Origin of the sequence: Desulfomicrobium escambiense DSM 10707, assembly GCF_000428825.1 — a bacterium.
Classification (GTDB): domain Bacteria; phylum Desulfobacterota; class Desulfovibrionia; order Desulfovibrionales; family Desulfomicrobiaceae; genus Desulfomicrobium; species Desulfomicrobium escambiense.
The window spans coordinates 114,228-128,167 of record NZ_AUAR01000006.1 but is presented as its reverse complement, the minus strand read 5'-3'; the positions used below and the strand labels follow the sequence as shown (position 1 = coordinate 128,167).

14 protein-coding genes are annotated in these 13,940 nt (G+C 65.2%); 10 read left to right on the top strand and 4 right to left on the bottom strand.

The window, feature by feature from the left end:
• Positions 1–29: 29 nt before the first annotated feature.
• Both G394_RS0107235 and tsaA read right to left on the bottom strand, forming a co-directional pair.
• A complete protein-coding gene (locus G394_RS0107235; protein ID WP_028577092.1) occupies positions 30–1,625 on the bottom strand; it encodes a DEAD/DEAH box helicase in 1,596 nt (531 codons plus the stop codon).
• Positions 1,626–1,886: 261 nt separating this feature from the next.
• The gene (gene tsaA, locus G394_RS0107230; protein ID WP_028577091.1) at positions 1,887–2,861 is read right to left on the bottom strand and encodes a tRNA (N6-threonylcarbamoyladenosine(37)-N6)-methyltransferase TrmO; all 975 of its coding nucleotides are present in this window, start codon (positions 2,859–2,861) and stop codon (positions 1,887–1,889) included.
• Between the two features lie 186 nt (positions 2,862–3,047).
• On the opposite strand from tsaA, the gene G394_RS0107225 reads away from it, so the two are divergent.
• Positions 3,048–3,899: a universal stress protein gene (locus tag G394_RS0107225; RefSeq protein ID WP_028577090.1), complete on the top strand. Its 852-nt coding sequence runs from the start codon at positions 3,048–3,050 to the stop codon at positions 3,897–3,899.
• Between the two features lie 73 nt (positions 3,900–3,972).
• The gene (locus G394_RS0107220) at positions 3,973–6,093 is read left to right on the top strand and encodes a SulP family inorganic anion transporter (protein WP_028577089.1); all 2,121 of its coding nucleotides are present in this window, start codon (positions 3,973–3,975) and stop codon (positions 6,091–6,093) included.
• Positions 6,094–6,154: 61 nt separating this feature from the next.
• On the opposite strand, the gene G394_RS0107215 is transcribed toward G394_RS0107220, so the two are convergent.
• Positions 6,155–8,329, bottom strand: a complete 2,175-nt coding sequence (locus G394_RS0107215; RefSeq protein WP_043775012.1) for an ATP-dependent helicase — start codon at positions 8,327–8,329, stop codon at positions 6,155–6,157.
• A gap of 5 nt (positions 8,330–8,334) precedes the next feature.
• A complete protein-coding gene (locus G394_RS0107210; protein ID WP_028577087.1) occupies positions 8,335–9,639 on the bottom strand; it encodes an alkaline phosphatase family protein in 1,305 nt (434 codons plus the stop codon).
• Between the two features lie 198 nt (positions 9,640–9,837).
• On the opposite strand from G394_RS0107210, the gene tpx reads away from it, so the two are divergent.
• The 8 genes from tpx (at position 9,838) to G394_RS0107170 (ending at position 13,938) form a co-directional block, all read left to right on the top strand.
• Positions 9,838–10,353 carry a thiol peroxidase gene (gene tpx, locus G394_RS0107205; protein ID WP_028577086.1) on the top strand — a complete coding sequence of 172 codons (516 nt, stop codon included), beginning with the start codon at positions 9,838–9,840 and terminating at the stop codon, positions 10,351–10,353.
• Positions 10,354–10,403: 50 nt separating this feature from the next.
• Complete coding sequence (locus G394_RS0107200; protein WP_028577085.1) at positions 10,404–10,910, top strand: ferritin; 507 nt, start codon at positions 10,404–10,406, stop codon at positions 10,908–10,910.
• Positions 10,911–11,084: 174 nt separating this feature from the next.
• Positions 11,085–11,594 (top strand): DUF2062 domain-containing protein, encoded by a 510-nt coding sequence (locus G394_RS0107195; protein ID WP_043775010.1) that lies wholly within the window; start codon positions 11,085–11,087, stop codon positions 11,592–11,594.
• Positions 11,587–12,408 carry a 16S rRNA (adenine(1518)-N(6)/adenine(1519)-N(6))-dimethyltransferase RsmA gene (gene rsmA, locus G394_RS18335; RefSeq protein WP_051307023.1) on the top strand — a complete coding sequence of 274 codons (822 nt, stop codon included), beginning with the start codon at positions 11,587–11,589 and terminating at the stop codon, positions 12,406–12,408. The genes G394_RS0107195 and rsmA overlap by 8 nt, the downstream gene beginning before the upstream one ends.
• A 271-nt stretch (positions 12,409–12,679) precedes the next feature.
• Entirely contained in the window at positions 12,680–12,952 is a 273-nt protein-coding gene (locus tag G394_RS0107185) for an HU family DNA-binding protein (protein ID WP_028577083.1), read from the top strand.
• A gap of 18 nt (positions 12,953–12,970) precedes the next feature.
• A complete protein-coding gene (locus tag G394_RS21150; protein ID WP_156902504.1) occupies positions 12,971–13,141 on the top strand; it encodes a hypothetical protein in 171 nt (56 codons plus the stop codon).
• 150 nt (positions 13,142–13,291) lie between these two features.
• Entirely contained in the window at positions 13,292–13,492 is a 201-nt protein-coding gene (gene rpsU / locus G394_RS0107175) for a 30S ribosomal protein S21 (RefSeq protein ID WP_028577082.1), read from the top strand.
• Positions 13,492–13,938, top strand: a complete 447-nt coding sequence (locus G394_RS0107170) for a GatB/YqeY domain-containing protein (RefSeq protein WP_028577081.1) — start codon at positions 13,492–13,494, stop codon at positions 13,936–13,938. The genes rpsU and G394_RS0107170 overlap by 1 nt, the downstream gene beginning before the upstream one ends.
• The last annotated feature ends 2 nt before the right edge of the window (positions 13,939–13,940 follow it).

Here is a 13,940-nt window from a genome sequence, read left to right as displayed (position 1 = left end):
GCGCTGTGGAGCGCGGCCTTTCTTGCTGGCTATTTCCTGACGGGCGGCGGGGTCGGGCGCCCCTTGGCCTTGGTGAAGACGAAGCCGCCGTCCTTGCCCTTGCGGTTGAACATGGACAGCACCTTCTCGGCTTCCTGGAAGGGCAGGGACACGAAGGCGAAGGTCTCCATGATCTGGATGTCCCAGACCTTGCGCGACGGGATGCGGCAGTTCTCGTCCAGGAAGGTCAGCAGGCGCTTGGGGGTCAGACCGTCCTTGCGGCCCTGGGTGACGAAGAGGCGGGTCTTGCCTTTCTTGTCGACCACGAAGGCGTCCTCGATCTCGCGGTAGTTGGAGGCGTCGAGTTCCTCCTGGAACATGTGCTGCAGCAGGGCGGCCAGGGTTTCGCGCGGCTTGCTCTGTTCGAGCAGTTCCTGGGCCATGCCCAGAAATTCCAGTTCCGGCTCCGTGGCCACGATGGCCGCCAGTTCCGCCCGGATACGCTCCTTCTTCATCTGGATGACGTCGCTGACCTTGGGCAGGCGCGCCTTGCGGATGTCCGTCTTGGCCTGCTTGCTGATGAACTGCAGGCGGCGGTATTCGGACGGCGTGATGAAGGTGATGGCGATGCCTTCCTTGCCGGCGCGGCCCGTGCGGCCGACGCGGTGCACGTAGGCCTCGGGGTCGTGGGGCAGGTCGAAATTGATGACGTGGGTCAGGTCGTGCACGTCGATGCCGCGCGCGGCCACGTCCGTGGCCACGAGGATGCGCGCCAGGCGCTTCTTGAACTTGGCCAGGATCTTCTCGCGCAGGCTCTGGGACATGTCGCCGTGCAGGGTGTCGGCGTCGTAGCCGCGCTCCATGAGGCGCTGGGACACGGCGTCGGCGTCGACCTTGGTGCGGGTGAAGACCAGCCCGTAGAAGTCCTCCTCCATGTCGATGATGCGGCACAGGGCCTCGAACTTGTCGGCCGCCGACACCTCGAAGTAGATCTGGTCGGTCTGGGTGGCGGTCAGCTGTTCGGACGCGGCGCGGATGACCTGGTAGTCGCCCATGTATTTCTTGGCCACGCGCAGGATTTCCGGGGGCATGGTGGCGGAGAAGAGCATGGTCCGCTTGTCGGCCGCCGTCTGCTCCATGATCTCCGTCACGTCTTCCAGAAAGCCCATGTTCAGCATCTCGTCGGCCTCGTCGAGGATGAGGAAGCGGATGCTTGAGAGGTCGAGGGTGCCGCGGCGCAGGTGGTCGAGGACACGGCCCGGGGTGCCGACGACCACGGACACGCCGCGCCTGAGGTTGCGCAGCTGGATCTCCATGGACTGCCCGCCGTAGATGGGGGTCACGCTGACGGTCCGGCCGCCGCGCAGGGAATTGATCTCCTCTGCCACCTGAATGGCCAGTTCGCGGGTCGGGGCCAGGACCAGGGCCTGCACCTTGCGGGCGTCCTGCTCCAAGAGTTCCAGCAGCGGCAGGCCGAAGGCCGCGGTCTTGCCCGTGCCCGTCTGGGCCTGGGCCACGATGTCGCTTTCGCCGGCCAGCACGGCCGGGATGGTCTTGATCTGGATGGGGGTGGGCTCCTCGAAGCCCTTGCGGGACAGAGCCTGGATGGTCAGGTCGGACAGACCCAATTCGGAAAAAGTCGTCATGATGATACCTTGCGGGCCCGAGGCCACGCGGTCAAAAGTGCCCGGCTCTGGAACCGGGCCTGCACCATGAGACCGACTGTCCAAGACGGGAGAAAACGCATTTCAGAAACGTGTGGAACCGGATGAGGCTGAAGCTCAAGAAGGTCGTGCGGATAGGGGGAACGCTCCCCCGCGAGGAAATGCTCGGGGTTAATAGACGACGTGCGCTCCGTTGGCAAGCAAAAAAGCGTCCTTTCCGGGGCCATCGCCCCGGCTCCGCCCTCAGCGGGCCAGGGCGATGGCGGCCAGGCTCTCCAGTTCTTCGGACAGGCCCAGGGCCTGGGTCATGCTTCCGCCCCAGCAGACCAGTCCGTGGTCGTCCATGAACACGGCCTGGAAATAGCGGGCGGCCTGTCCCGCGGATTCCCCGAGTTCCGGCGTGCCGGGTATTTCGGATGGGATGCGGGTCAGCTTGGTGGCGAAGACCTGCCCTTCGTAGAGGGGCAACTGCAGCAGGGACCCCTTGCCGCGCAGGGACAGGGCGATGAGCTTCGGGGGGTGGGTATGCACGATGGCCTGGGCCGCCGGCTGGTTGCGGTAGATTTCCAGGTGCACGGACAGCTCCGAAGAGGCCTGCGCCGACGACAGGGCGTCGCCGCTCTCAAGATCGACCACGGCCAAGTCCCGGGGCGAAAGGTGGCCCTTGGCGCTGCCCGTGGCGGTGATGACCACCCGGGAACCCTGACGCACGCTGATGTTGCCGTTGAACCCGGCGAAGAGCCCGCGCAGCCAGCCGTCGCGGCCCGCCTCGATGATGGCCCGTCCGGTGTCCGGGTTGACCAGGGACGGAAATTCCTCCCGGCCGGGGGCCGCGGAATTGTCCGGCTTGATGTCGATGACGGGCGTGCCGTCGATGACTTCCAGGGGATGGACCTGCATGCGCAGACCTTCGCGCCCGGTGATGCGCACGTTGTGCAGGCCGATGGGCGTGGGCCGGTCCGGGGAGCGGGTGGAGAAGATGCCGCGCATGGGCAGGTCGCGGTTGCCCCGGGGGTGGCAGCGCAGCACGGAGCGGTCGCCCTGGTGCATCCAGGTCAGCACGACGACGGCGTCGCCGATCTGGAGGTCCGTGGCCGCCGGTTCGAATTCGGGCATGATCTCGATCCAGACCGGGAGCAGGGCCGTGTCCCCGTGTTTGGGACATTCCTCGCGGGTGCGCAGGTGGGAGTGGACGATGCCGACGATGCTGGGGTTCATGTACGGTCCTTGGTGGATGTTTTCGCTGGTCAGTCTGAACCTACCGTCCGTGTAACGGCCAGTCAAACACCTGGCTTATTTCCGGATGGGCCGGCGCAGGGCGTCGTGCATTTCCGAACGACGCTTGTATTGGGGCATCGCGGGTGGTAGCGTCTTGACAAGACCTAACCGCAACCCGGAGCGCGCATGAACCGCTTCTCCACCAGTCTCCTTGGCGAGGCCAAAACCCTGCTGCTGGCCACGGACGGCTCGAACTACAGCGACGGCGCCGTCCAGGAGGCCGTCTTTTTCGGGCAGGCCTGCCAGGCCAGGGTCGTCGTGCTGCATGTCGTCAGGATCGATACGGAGTCCCTGAAGTCCGCCAATTCCAAGGTTACGCGCAGGCAGCAGGAGATCGCGCCCTACATGGAGGGAGTCCGCAGAATGGCCAGGGACAGCGGGGTGGAGTGCGAGACCGTGGTCGTCGGGTCGTCGGTTCCGGAGCACGCCATCGTCGAACAGGCGCGCATGCGCGGGGTGGACGTCATCCTTATGGGCCGCCACGGCCGCGCCGGCCGGCTGTACCTCATGGTCGGTAGCATGACCTCCAAGGTCATCGGCCTGGGTTTCCCCATGGTCCTCGTGTTGCCCAAGGATTCCCTGCTGACCGGGACGCATGTCCTCGTGGCCGTGGAGGATTCGCCGAGCAGCCGGCTGGCCGTGGAGGAGGCCCTGAGCCTGGGGATGTGCTGCGTGACCCTGCAGCGTCTGACCTTCGTGGCCGTGGCCAGACGCGAGAGCGGCCTCGGCGCGGCCCGCAAGATGGTCGAGGACGTCTGCGCGCGGGGCCGGGAGAAGTGGCCGCACCTGCAGTTCGAAGCCGTGGCCGACGTCGGGCACCCCTCGAACGTCATCGTCCGGGCCGCCGAGGAGCGCGGGGTGGACATGATCATGATCGGCGGGGTCAACGGCAGTCGGCTGCCGAGGATGTTCACGGGCCGCGTGACCAAGGAGGTCTGCGGCTGGGCGCACTGCGCCGTGCTGGTGGTCACTGCTTGAGGGCGTTTGCGGCGGTGCCGGGAACAGTCTGCGGTATCCTTCTTTCATGAATTTTCGGGCAAGGAACGGTCTCATGTCGATCAGGCTTTTGCGCTTCTTTCCCTTTCTGGCGTGGTTTCCCCTGTCCATGCTGACGGTGCGGGCCGACCTCATGGCCGGCATCACCGGGGCCCTGATCCTGGTGCCCAAGGCCATGGCCTATGCCCAGCTCTCGGGTCTGCCTCTCTACTTCGGGCTCTACACGGCCTTCGTGCCGGCCATCGTCGGCGCCCTGTGGGGGTCGTCCCGGCAGCTCGCAACGGGTCCCGTGGCCATCGTCTCCCTCATGACGGCCGCCGCGATCACGCCCCTGGCCGTGTCCAACACCCCGGAATACATCGGCCTGGCCCTGCTGCTGACCTTCCTCGTGGGCCTCATCCAGCTGCTGCTGGGCGTGCTCAAGCTCGGGACCATCGTCAATTTCGTGTCCCACCCCGTGATCCTCGGGTTCATGAACGCCGCGGCCATTATCATCGGCCTGTCCCAGCTGGATCTGATCCTGGGCATCCCCAAGGGGCGCAGCGACTTTTTCCTGAAGGATATCTGGGAGATGCTGCGGCTCGTCTCCCACACGCATCTGCCCACCCTGGGCATGGCTCTGCTGGGCCTGACCCTGCTTCTCGGGCTGAAGAGGGTTCCCGCCCTGTCCAAGGCCGGCGTCCTCGTGGCCGTGGTTATTGCCACGCTGGTCAGTGCCGTGGTCGGGTACGACAAGAAGAGCGGCGCCGTCCTGGAGGATATCGTCACGCCCCAGGCCCGCGGACTGGTCGCCGAATATGAGGCGACGAGCGGACGCATGAAGGAGGTGGCCGCGCTCATCGCCGACACCTCCGCCCGCAAGCGTCAGGCGGACAAGGACGGGCAGGTCTGGGCCGCGGCCGGCCTGCGGCATCAGGTCGAACTGGCCAGGCTGGATATGCGCTCCCTGGAGCGGCGGCACAACGAACTGCTGCGCGGCGTGCGTCAGCTGCGTTTCGTGCGTCCCGAAGGCATGGACTCGGGGCCGCTGTATGAGGAGGGGGAGGTGCCCGGCGACGTGGTGCCCGACGGACGGGCCTGGCACATCAAGGCCATCGACGGCGGCGTCATGAAGCTCGCCGGCGGCGGCGAGGTGGTCGGCGCGGTACCGGCGGGACTGCCGTCCCTGCAGTTCCCGGCCATGAATCTCGACGCGGCGCTGCAGCTCCTGTCCGCGGCCCTGATCATCGCCCTGGTGGCCTTCATGGAGTCCATCTCCATGGCCAAGGCCATGGCCAGCAAGGCCAGGCAGCACATCGACCCCAACCAGGAGCTCATCGGGCAGGGCCTGGCCAACATCGGCGGTTCGTTCTTCCAGGCCTATCCGGCCTGCGGCTCCTTCACGGGATCGGCCATCAACCTCCAGGCCGGGGCCAGGACCGGACTGGCCATGGTCTTCAACGGCCTGTTCGTGGCCGTGACCCTGCTCTTCTTTACGCCCTGGCTCTACCATCTGCCCAAGGCCGTACTGGCCGTGATCATCATCCTGGCCGTCGTCGGCCTGCTGACCCCCCACGCCTTCGTCCACACCTGGCGGGCCAACCGCGGGGACGGCGCGGTCGCGGCCGTGACCTTCGTCGTGACCCTCCTGGCCGCGCCGCACCTGGACCGGGGCGTCATTGTCGGCGCGGTCCTGTCCGTCTGTCTCTACCTGTACCGGACCATGTCCCCGCGCGTGGCCATCCTCGGGCGCTACGCCGACGGCACCCTGCGCGACGTGCACGTCCATCCCGGCCTGGCCACGTCACACAGGGTCACGGTCCTGCGCTTCGACGGCTCCCTCTATTTCGCCAACGTGGCGCATTTCGAGGACGCGGTGCTCAAGGCCGTGGCCGACCACCGCGAGGCCAAGTACCTGCTGGTCGTCGGGGACGCCATCAATTTCCTGGACTCTTCGGGCGAGGAGATGCTGCAAAGCCTGGTGGGGCAGCTCAGGGAGGCGGGCGTGGAGCCCGTGTTCTCGGGCCTCAAGCGGCAGGTTCTGGACGTCATGCGGGCCACGAGCCTCTACGAGCGCATCGGGGACGAGAACATCTTCGCCACGGAATGCCAGGCCCTGAAGGATATTTTTCAGCGGCTCGGCGAGAAGGTCGAGGACGACGCCCTGTTCGACCACGTCAAGGCCATGGTCTGCTGAACGGGGAGAATCCTTCGGACCGCCGGAAACGGGGCGTCGGCCTGGCCGACGTCCCGTTTCGTCATTCCAGTTCCACGAAGTCCTCGATGATGAGCTTGAGCCCGAAGCCGGGGAAGTTGATCTTGTACTTGTTGGGCTCCACCCGCTGCACGACCTTGCCGCGGCCGAAGATCTTGTGCCGGGCGTAGGTGCCCTGGACCGGAGTGTGGCCTTCGGGCCTGGCCCGGGGCGGCTCCTGGCCGGGGAAGTCCTCGGCGCAGGTCGAGGGCGTTGGGGTCGTCTGCGGTCTGAGGGGCGTCCTTGGCGACGGGGTCGTCTGCAGCCCGACGCCGCCCGTGAACTGCTCCCGGTAGCGGGACAGCAGATGCGCGGGGATGTCCTGCAGGAAGGGGCTGATCCGGGCCGGTGTGGTGGCCGCGAGTTCCCGGCTGTAGAGGGTCTCGGGGGAGAAGAGGGTCAGGCTGTCGCGGGCCCGGGTGCAGGCCACGTACAAGAGGCGCCGCTCCTCCTCGAAGTCGTCGTTGTCGTTCATGGCGTGACGCGAGGGAAAGCGGTCCTCGACCAGGTCGATGACCAGCACGGCGTCCCACTCCAGCCCCTTGGCCGAGTGCACTGTGGACAGGGTCACGGCTTGGCCGCGGGCCTCCTCGGCGTCGGGGCTGTCCAGGCTCAGGTCTCCCAGGAAGGAGGGGATGTCGTCGTAGCCCAGCGCGATCTGGGTCAGTTCCTCCAGGCCCGCCTCGCGGCGCGGGTAGTCGTCGGGGAACCGTTCCTTCATGACGGGCAGGTAGTAGTCGAGCACGAAGGTGATGGCCGTGGAGGGGCGCATGACCTGGGTGCGCAGGGTGTCCAGCACGCGCAGGAGTTCGTCCAGTTCCGGCTTCTTGGTCCGCTGGGCCTTGAGGAACGCCTGGTCGTTGATCATGGCCGCATGGTGGATCTTCTGGGCGCTCTTGGGCCCGATGCCCGGCACGTTGCCAAGCACCCGCTGCCAGGCCGGCAGGTCCGAGGCGTTCAGCCCCAGGCGCAGGCAGGCCAGCACGTCCTTGATGTGCGCCGCCTCGGAGAACTTGATGCCGCCGTACTTGCGGAAGGGCAGGGCGATCTTGTTCAGTTCCACTTCGACGTGGTATGATTGATACCCCGCCCGGAAGAGCACGGCGATCTGGTCCAGTGGGTGGGTGCGGGCCAGTTCGGCGATCTTGGCCGTGACCAGGCGGGCCTGGCTGCGGTCCGAGAAGGGCAGGACGTGCTCGGGCAGACGCGAGTCCGTGCGCTCGGAAAAGAGGCGCTTGCAGAACTTTTCGCGGAAGCCGTCGAGGATGGCGTTGGTCAGTTCCAGGATGGGCTGGGTGGAGCGGTAGTTCTGCTCCAGCTTGACGACCCTGGCGCCGGGAAATGTCTTCGGGAAGTCCAGGATGTTCTTCACGTTGGCGCCGCGGAAGGCGTAGATGGACTGGGCGTCGTCGCCCACGGCCATGACGTTGGGCCGCTCGTCCCCCGGCTTGGTCAGCAGGCGCACCAGCCGGGCCTGGACCAGATTGGTGTCCTGGTACTCGTCGACCATGATGTGCGAGATGGACGAGGTCACGGCCTCGCGCACGTGCTGGTGGTCGTTGAGCAGCCGTTCCAGCAGGAAGAGCAGGTCGTCGTAGTCCAGCAGGCCGCATTCGGCCTTGATGCGCTCGTACTCCTCGATGAGCCGGGTCAGGTCGTCCTCGTAGGTGCCGAGGTGGTACGCCTCCTGGCGCAGGACTTGGGACAGGGGCAGCTCCTTGTTGCGGCTCTTGCTGTACAGGCCCAGGATCGTGGCCCGCTTGGGAAACTTGCGGTCCCCGCGGCCGACGCGCAGGCGGTCCTTGGCCTGGCCCAGGATGTCCTCGCCGTCGCCGCGGTCCATGACCGTGGCGCCGCGTTCGAAGCCCAGCAGGCCCGCGTACTGCTTGAGCAGGGAGTAGGCGAAGCCGTGGAAGGTGCCGCCGCGAACGCCGCCCAGACCCTGGTGGCCCAGGAGCGCCTCGGCGCGGTGCAGCATTTCCGACGAGGCCTTGCGGGTGAAGGTCAGCAGCAGGATTTCAAAGGGGGAGACGCCGGACTCCACCAGACGCGCCAGGCGGTAGACCACGGTGCGGGTCTTGCCCGAGCCAGCGCCGGCGATGACCAGGACCGGTCCGTCCAGGGTGGTGGCGGCCTCGTACTGGGCCGGGTTGAGATCGTTTTCGTAGTCGATGCGCATGGGTCTCAGTTTTCCAGGATGGTGGCGGGGAGGCCGTAATGTTCGAGGATCAGGCGGCCGACGTCGGTGGGCGTGCGGGCTCCCGCGCCCATGGAGTCGTAGAAGAACACGTCGTCGGCCGTGTGCATGCCCTGGCGTCCAAAGTGTCCGAAGACGCCCGGCCTGCCGAATTTGCCCTTGAGGTCGAAACCGGCCTCGGGAACCAGGATCAGGTCCGGGGCCAGGTGGGCCTGGGGGCCGTGGTAGAGGTCTGACCCGCGCAGGACGCTGCGGACGACCCTGCGCCCGTGCCAGGTCAGCCCGGACAGGGCCCGCATGAGTTCCGGCACGAGCCGCTCGGCCTCGGCGCGTGTCAGCGTGCCGCGGGCGAATCGACCCTTCGTGTGCAGGTAGATGCGCCCCGGGTCAAGGGCGAAGGCCCTGGCGCCGGGGTCGATGGCGTCGGTGTCCCACTCGCTGCCGGGCGGGCGGGACAGGCGCAGCAGTCCCCGCTCCGCGAGCCAGGCGTTGAGGTCCACTTCCTGCACGAGGGAGGTGAAGCCGTGGTCGGCCATGATCACGAGGCGTTTGGGCCCGGACAGGGCCTCGTACATGCCAAGCACCCTCCCGACGAGCCGGTCCCAGGCGGCCATGAAACGCAGGGCCTCGGAGCGCCAGGGATGGAAGGGCTCCGTCAGGGCCGGGAAGAGGAAATGCCCCAGACGGTCCGTTTCCGTCAGCACGAGGAAGAAAAGATCCCAGGACATGTCCGGCCACAGGAGTTCCAGGGCCTTTTCCCGGCAGGCCAGGGTACGGTGAAGTTCTTCCAGCAGGAAGGCCGGGTCCGTGGCCCCGCGCACGGTGTCGGCCTCGACCGTGTAGCCGTGGTCCGCCAGGATGCCCGCCAGGGCCGGGGGATGCACGGCGCCTTCCAAGGCGCTTGCCGGGAAGCCCGCCACAAGCACGGCCCGCATGGGCCGCACCGGGGCCAGGTTGGGCATGTTCACGACCTTGGAGAAGAGCCCGGCTTCGGCCAGCCGTTCAAAGATGGTCGGACCGTGCACATGGGTGAAATCCGTGAACCGCAGTTCGTAGCTCTGCGGGTCCATGTGCGTGAAGCCGAAGACGCCGTGATGGCCCGGGGGGCTTGCGGTGAACATGCTGGTCCAGTTCACGGGCGAGAGTTCGGGCAGTTCGGCGGAAATGGCCTTGCAGTGCGGCGAGGCGACGACGGCCGAGAGGTTCGGCAGCAGCCCCTGGGCGCACAGTGTGCCGGCCAGGGACCAGGGCAGGCCGTCCAGCCCGAGGAAAACCAGTCGGGAAGAATGCATGGAGGCGGTGTAGCAGGGGGCGGGGACGTTGGCCAGACGCGAAAACCGCCCCGTCCGGACGGCGAATTTCGAACAAAGTGGCTTTCCCCCCTTGCGCATGAGCCCGTAGATATTAGAAAGCAAACTATTATCAATCGGCCCCGGAAGCCCCCTCGGACCATGCGGGACGCACCGGAGCTCAACCAACGGGAGCAAGCAATGATCAAGAGAGATAACGTCGTGACGTTCATGGGCAACCCGCTGACCCTGGTCGGCCCCGAGATCACCCCCGGCATGGCGGCCCCGGATTTCTCCGTGGTCGACAACGACCTGGGCCCCGTGTCCCTGGCAGCCCTGAAAGGCAAGGTGGCCATCATTTCCGCCGTCCCGTCCCTGGACACCCCGGTTTGCGACATGGAGACGCGTCGCTTCAACCAGGAGGCCCAGGCCCTCGGCGACAAGGTCAAGGTGCTGACCGTGAGCATGGACCTGCCCTTCGCCCAGAAGCGCTGGTGCGGCAATGCCGGCGTGGCCAACGTGCAGACCGTCTCCGACTACCAGGCCGCATCCTTCGGCCAGGCCTACGGCGTGCTTATCGACGGCCTGCGTCTCCTGGCCCGGGCCATTTTCGTGGTCGATGCGGCGGGCAAGGTGGCCTACGTGCAGGTCGTGCCGGAAGTGACCCACGAACCCGACTACGCCGCGGTGCTCGATGCCGTGAAAAAGCTGCTGTAATTCGTCTTCAACACATCACACTACACTCCATATTACGAGGAAGGTGACCCATGCTCAGTCCCAAGATGGAAAAAGCCCTGAACGATCAGATCAACGCGGAAATGTTCTCCGCCTACCTCTACCTGGCCATGGTGGCCTACTTCCAGGACAAGAACCTGAGCGGCTTCGCCAACTGGATGACCGTCCAGAACCAGGAGGAGTCGTTCCACGCCATGAAGTTCTTCAGGTACGTCGCGGAGCGCGGCGGGCGCGTGACGCTCGGCGCCATCGACAAGCCCCAGTTCGAGTGGGAGAGCCCCCTGGCGGCCATGGAGGCGGCACAGCAGCACGAGGCCTACATCACCGGCCGCATCAACGACCTCATGAACCTGGCCATCAAGGAGAAGGATCACGCCTCGGCCAACTTCCTGAACTGGTTCGTGGCGGAGCAGGTCGAGGAGGAGGACAGCGTGAACGAGGTCGTGCAGAAGCTGCGCATGGTCGGCTCTAACGGCGGGGGGCTGTTCATGATGGACCGCGACATGGCCACCCGCGTCTTCACTCCCCCGGTGGAATAGGGGTGAGCGGGACAGGCAGGCCTGTCCCGCCGAGCGGACGCTTTTTCGCAAGGGGTGTGTCGCGAAATGCATTGACAACCTGCTGAAGGCGGCAATAGACCGGCCGCAGCAGTCATACCCTCGTCCTCATGAAGGCAGGCCGGGTCTCCCGGCCGCCTTTTTTTATGTGAGTCCATGGAAAGAATCTGGGTCAAGATCGCTCGTCTGAGCCGTTACACCTACCTCCGCATCGTGCGCATCAAGGCTCCGGCCGAGTCCATCGCCCTGGGCCTGGCCCTGGGCGTCTTCGCCGGGGCCCTGCCTTTGCTGTCCTTGCAGATGGCCATCGCAGTGGCCCTGGCCCTGCTGCTGCGCGGGAACGTCATCGCTGCGGCCCTCGGCACGTGGTGGAGCAATCCGTTCAATTGGGCCATCGTCTTTCCCCTCTTCTACCTGCTCGGAAAGGTCTTTGTGCCCGTTGACGTCACGCCCCTGAGCATCGCCGAATTCATTCATCTGCCTCTGCTGGAACTCCTGCAGCGCGGTTGGCAATGGCTGCTCATCACCACCCTGGGAGGCGCCATCGCCGGCATCCCCATGTCCATTGCGACCTATTTCATCACCCTGCGCGCCGTGCGCATCTTTCACGACAGGCGCGCCATGCGGAAGCTGGAACGCCAGCGTCGGGTGCTGCGCCGTGGCTAGCTCCGGGTTTTCACAGCCCAAGAGGTCCCTGGGGCAGAATTTCCTGTCCGACCCCAACATATGCCGTCGCATCGTGGCCGCGGCCGAACTCGGCCCCGGAGACCCGGTCCTGGAGATCGGCCCGGGACGGGGCGCCCTGACCAGCGTTTTGGTCGGGCACGCCGGGCCGGTCATGGCCCTGGAGAAGGACTCGCACCTGGTGCGCTTCATCCGGCAGGAGTTTCCGCGCGTCGGCGTGGTGCACGCCGACGGCCTCGAATTCTGCTGGGAGGGTACGGGCGGGCTGCCCGGCCTGACCCTTGTCGGCAACCTGCCGTACAACGTGGCTTCGCCCATGATCTGGGAGATGGTCCACCGCTGCCGTTCCTGGAAGACTATGCTCTTCATGGTCCAGAAGGAGGTGGCCCTGCGGCTCACGGCCCGGGCCGGGAGCAGGACCTACGGCGCCCTTTCGGCCTGGGTCGGCAATTTCGTGCGGGCCGAGTACGTGTTCACCGTCCCCCCGCACGTCTTCACCCCGCGACCCAAGGTCGACTCGGCCATCGTGCGCTTCAGGCCACGGCCGGACCCGGCCCTCTCGGAAGCCGCCGCCCTGTCGCGCCTGCTCAAGGTTCTGTTCCAGCAACGCCGCAAGCAGCTCGGCACCATCCTCAAGGCGTACTGGTCCGAAGCCATCGAGGACTGGTGCGGGCAGGCGGGCGTGGACCGGCGCGTTCGGCCCGAGGACCTGGACCCCGATCTGCTGCGCAGGCTGGCGCCGTTGATCGTGTGCGGAAATGGGGGGGAGCGGGACCCGAAAAGCCCGAGAACGTAGGTATTGCCTGTATTTTTGGAAAATAGACTTGACTTTGCCCTGGAAATTCTGTTTGCCTGCGCTCTGGGCGTTTGCGCCGGAAACCTAGGCTGTATTTGGCTTCAGGCCTCTGGACATGGTCCTTTTCTTCCAGTAGGGAGGAGCGCATTCGCATCTGGGATTTTTTCGAATCAGGCTGGTTGTGCCACATGTTGACGGCTACGGGGTGCATGAGGCTTCTGGAGAGCCTCTCCGTGTCCGTTTGGTGAATTACTGCAAAGGAGGAAGACTGATGACGAAAGCTGAATTGGTTGCCAAGATGGCGGAAAAGGCCGGATTGACCAAGGCGAACGCCGAGCGTGCCCTTACCGAATTTCTGAAGGCCGTCCAGGAGACCCTGGTGACTGAAAAGAAGATGACCCTGACCGGCTTCGGCACCTTCGTGGTCGAAGAGCGCCAGGCTCGCACCGGCCGCAATCCCCGCACCGGCGAAGAACTGAAGATTCCCGCCTGCAAGGTCGTCAAGTTCCGCCCCGGCAAGGAACTGAAAGAAGCCATCAAGTAAGTCCGACAAGGGGGAGCTATGTTGCACGGGGAAACTGTTCAGAGCCCTCTGCCCCAGGATCTTCCCTGGTGGCAGCCGGACCATGCCATCTTTTTCGGAGTTCTCTACGCGGTTCTGTTCATTATCGGAAGCGGCGTGGGTGTTGTCATCCTCAAGTCTCTCGCCGAGACCATCAAGGAAAAGATGTAGCCGCCTGATTTTCAGAGCTTTTCAAGGGCGCCCAGGCGCCCTTTTTTTTCGCGCTTATTTCTCTTGCCATGCCTTTCGGCTTTGCGTAAGAAGCACAATTTCCTGCACGGTACGAAGTGCAGCCAAGATCGAGAACGGGAGGTGATCCGTTTGCCAGGTGTATACATGGGTGACAGCGATACGTTTGACTACTCCCTGCGGAAGTTCAAGAAGCAGGTCGAGAAGGCCGGTATCCTTTCCGAGCTGAAAAAGCGTCAGCATTTCGAGAAGCCCAGCATCCAGAAGAAGAAGAAGGAAGCTGCGGCCAAGAAGCGTCTGATGAAGAAGATCCGTAAACTTCAGGTGATGTAATGAGTCTCTCCGAGCGCATTGAAAAGGACTACGTTGCCGCTTTCAAGGCGAAGAGGACTGACGAGGTGGCTGTCTTGAGAATGCTCAAGGCAGCCGTCAAGAACAAGCAGGTCGAACTCCGGCGGGAGTTGGCCGACAATGAGATTCTCGACGTCGTGGCCAAGCAGGTCAAGCAGCGTCAGGAGTCCATTGACCAGTTCCGAGCCGCGGGTCGGGTCGATCTGGCTGAAATCGAGGAGCGCGAGCTTCTCATTCTGCGCACCTATCTCCCCACGGCCCTCTCTCCCGCAGAGTTGGAAGAGGCCGTCTCGATGACCATCCAGGCCCTCGGCGCTTCCGGCATGAAGGACATGGGCCGGGTCATGAACGCCATCCTGGGCGAATATGCCGGCCGCATCGACGGCAAGGAACTGAGCGCCCTGGTACGGGCGAAACTCTCTTCATAATC

Bases quoted from the DNA above. Each gene is read 5' to 3' on its own strand.
- G394_RS0107215 (WP_043775012.1), bottom strand. From the start codon at position 8,329: ATGCGCATCGACTACGAAAACGATCTCAACCCGGCCCAGTACGAGGCC.
- G394_RS0107195 (WP_043775010.1), top strand. From the start codon at position 11,085: ATGGAAAGAATCTGGGTCAAGATCGCTCGTCTGAGCCGTTACACCTAC.
- tpx (WP_028577086.1), top strand. From the start codon at position 9,838: ATGATCAAGAGAGATAACGTCGTGACGTTCATGGGCAACCCGCTGACC.
- G394_RS0107235 (WP_028577092.1), bottom strand. From the start codon at position 1,625: ATGACGACTTTTTCCGAATTGGGTCTGTCCGACCTGACCATCCAGGCT.
- G394_RS0107220 (WP_028577089.1), top strand. From the start codon at position 3,973: ATGTCGATCAGGCTTTTGCGCTTCTTTCCCTTTCTGGCGTGGTTTCCC.
- G394_RS0107185 (WP_028577083.1), top strand. From the start codon at position 12,680: ATGACGAAAGCTGAATTGGTTGCCAAGATGGCGGAAAAGGCCGGATTG.
- tsaA (WP_028577091.1), bottom strand. From the start codon at position 2,861: ATGAACCCCAGCATCGTCGGCATCGTCCACTCCCACCTGCGCACCCGC.
- G394_RS0107210 (WP_028577087.1), bottom strand. From the start codon at position 9,639: ATGCATTCTTCCCGACTGGTTTTCCTCGGGCTGGACGGCCTGCCCTGG.
- G394_RS0107200 (WP_028577085.1), top strand. From the start codon at position 10,404: ATGCTCAGTCCCAAGATGGAAAAAGCCCTGAACGATCAGATCAACGCG.
- G394_RS21150 (WP_156902504.1), top strand. From the start codon at position 12,971: ATGTTGCACGGGGAAACTGTTCAGAGCCCTCTGCCCCAGGATCTTCCC.
- G394_RS0107170 (WP_028577081.1), top strand. From the start codon at position 13,492: ATGAGTCTCTCCGAGCGCATTGAAAAGGACTACGTTGCCGCTTTCAAG.
- G394_RS0107225 (WP_028577090.1), top strand. From the start codon at position 3,048: ATGAACCGCTTCTCCACCAGTCTCCTTGGCGAGGCCAAAACCCTGCTG.